The organism is Streptomyces diversicolor (genome assembly GCF_057537855.1).
In genome coordinates this window covers 1-2,927 of record NZ_BAAJXA010000104.1, presented here as the reverse complement: position 1 = coordinate 2,927, position 2,927 = coordinate 1, and the positions used below count along the sequence as shown (strand labels likewise).

General features: G+C 65.7%; 1 protein-coding gene. It reads right to left on the bottom strand.

What is annotated here, in order from left to right:
- Positions 1 to 83: 83 nt before the first annotated feature.
- Positions 84 to 2,915: a type ISP restriction/modification enzyme gene (locus AC27LF_RS45280; protein WP_487227886.1), complete on the bottom strand. Its 2,832-nt coding sequence runs from the start codon at positions 2,913 to 2,915 to the stop codon at positions 84 to 86.
- Positions 2,916 to 2,927: the final 12 nt, after the last annotated feature.

The following is a 2,927-nucleotide window of genomic DNA, read 5'->3' as shown; positions in this document are numbered from 1 at the left end:
CCCCTCGCCTGGTGGTTGTGGACGTGCCAGAAGACTCCACGGCGGCGTGGAGACCCCGTCGTGGAGTCGATCCACTGCTTCGCTCACAGGTCGAATAATGCGTCGCCCGCGTCCGATACTGCTTTCAGCGCCTTGGTTGCCTCTGTGGGTACGGGAAGGATGCCCGCGGTAGTCAGGTCCGCCACCGTGATCAGTGGACTCCCGCACACCTCATTGAACAGGTCGGCCTGCGCCGGTTCCTCGCGCACGAGTAGGCCGAGGACGTTCAGCAGCTCCAGCAGTTCCGTGGTCCATGAAGGAAGCCAGTGCCGAGCGAAATGATGGTCCAGTTCGAGGCGTCGCTTGCCGGCGGGATCCCTCCGGCGGTAGCCGAACCACTTGTCGAGAACGTTCATCCCGGACACTTCGTACTCCCGCACCGCGCGAGGCACCGGGCTGATCCGGCCACGGCCGATCCACAGGTCCTGTGTCACGGGGTCGTATGCCAGCCTCTCCGGCATGGCTTCTGCGTCGTCCGGAATCTCCGCGAGGCAGCGAGGGCGGTCGTGTGGCAGCGCCACCCTGCCGTACGGTCTTCCGGCCGCCTCGTCGGCGTATCGCTCGCCGTAGGTGTGCAGCCACAGGACACGCTGGCCGATGTCAACCGCCCGCTCCCACAGCCAGAGGTCAACGGTGAGGGGGATCCGGGCGCCCGGGACTTCGAGGTCTTCCTGGAATCGAGCTGTGTACTCCGGGTGGGACGCGATCGCTGCGATATATGCCAGCAGGGCTTCGGCGACGACCGGTACGCCAAGCCGCCCTGAGAGTAGGCGAAGCAGACCGGGTGTGACGTTGGGCAGCGTGCCAGCGGCGTTGCGGTAGAGAGGACGGGCGCAACCACTGCGGTTGTTGAAGTAGTCCATGTCGGGAATGAGGGCGCTGAAGACCAGCGACGGCCCATTGACGACCGGGTGGGCGTTCTGCTCGATGGTGTAGATCTGGCGGTCGCTGCGGACGCGCCATAGGTCAGCTCTGCCCCGTTCCATCAATCGGCTGTCCGGCAGGACGTACTGCCGATCGAACGATCGGTACCCGACGGGTACGGTTGATGCGTTCGTCCTGTACTCGGCGGCGAGTGGTGTCCGTCCGTGGGATTCGACGCCCGGCAGGGGCGGGACATTGTCGTGAGGCGTCCGCTCGCCCGAGTCTCCGAGCATCTCGGCGCGTCGCTCGGTGTCCCCCGCGAGAAATCGCCGCCACCGTCTGTGAAGCGTGTCCTGGTCCGGTGCGTAGACCCACATGCGCCCCGGTGTAACGCCACGCGACGACCACGGCATGAGGTCACTCAGCTGCGGAGAGGACTCCCACAGGTCGCTTCCGGGTGGCAGGAAGGCATCCGTCTTGCCCGTGGCGCACTCGCGCCATTCGGCGTCGTCGAGCCTAAGGGCCGCCAGACGTTCGATCTTCTCGGCGCGGCGTCCAGCGACCTTGAGGTGTCTCACCTCGGCGTTCTGCCGCTCCGCCCGCGGCCTGGGGCTGTCCCGCCAGCGTACGAAGATCGCGATGCATAACTCCTGGGCGACCTCGGGGAAGATGCGGGTGGCAACATCCGCGCGGTGGCCCTCCGGCGACAGGTCGATGATCCAGCCTTCGTCGGCGGTTTCACGCAGGTAACGTCGCATTCCGACGAACGCCCGCCCCTTGAGCCATGCCTTCGGCGTGATCAGCGCGACCACACCGAATGGCGCGTCGTCGTGTGCGTCGAAGACCTTCCAGGTGGCCCAGCGCCAGAAATAGACGTAGAGGTTGGCGATCTTAGATTCGTACCTGCCGTTGCCGGGTTGCCTGAAGGCCCTCAGCGGGGCGGGGATGTCCACCTCCGGCTCCCCTCGCTCCACCCACTTGCCGGCGCCGCGTTTCACGGCGTCGTGAGGCGGGTTGCCCATGACGACCATGACACGCTCGTCCCGCTTGACCTGATTGGCCTGGCGGCGGGATTCGGCGAGCGCGCGGTAGGTGTGGGGAATCCAGTTGAACTCCGCTGTCGGGCTGTCCAGGGCGTCAGCCACTAGCAACCTGAGTCCCTGGGCGGGAGCCGCGGACCCATACTGCTTGAGCATTGCGTGCATGCGCAGTTCTGCGACGGCGAACGGGCCGACCTGCATCTCGAAGCCCACCAGCCGACGCCCCACCATCTCGCGCAGGCGCGGGCCCACTGCGCCCGGGCCCTCTTCCTCGGCTATTGTCCCGGCAGCCAGCTCCAGCGCAGATAGCAGGAAGGTGCCGGTGCCCATGGCCGGGTCTACAAGGACCACATCGGGAGAAGCGAAGCCGGACGGGATACGGAAGCCCTCTCGCCGCAGGACGTCTTCGACGAGCCGGGCCATGGCCGAGACGACGCCATGCGGTGTGTAGTACGAGCCTGTACGTATCCGCAGCTCAGGGTCGTAGATATGAAGGAAGTGCTCGTAGAGCAGGAAGTAGGCGTCGCCGGTTCCGTCGTCCAGTACGTCCCATCTGACCGCGCCGATGACACGAAGCAGCGTGTTCAACGTGGTGGACAGCCCAGCCACAGAATCGCCGGCCAGGACATCCAGCGCCTGCCCCATCAACGAGTGCTTCTTGCCCAGCTTCGTGGCGATGCTGTGCATGGTCTCGCCCTCGAAGGCGATCTCCTCCACCCGGGCGAGCAGAAGGGCGAACACTACGGCTTGACCGTACTGTTCGACGAACTCGGCGTCGGTTGCCTCCGGGAACAGCAAGTGCCGCCAGTCCTTGGCCAGTTTGGTGAAGGCCGGCCGACGGCGTCGACTCTTTTCCTGCGCGATCGCCTCACCGACCTCTTCCGATAGAAGTTGGCAGAGCCCGGCGACTGCACGGATAAGCTGGTTCGTAGTGCGGGGCGTCTGCGGCTCCCAGGTCAGGAAGTCGTACAACACCCGGGCTAG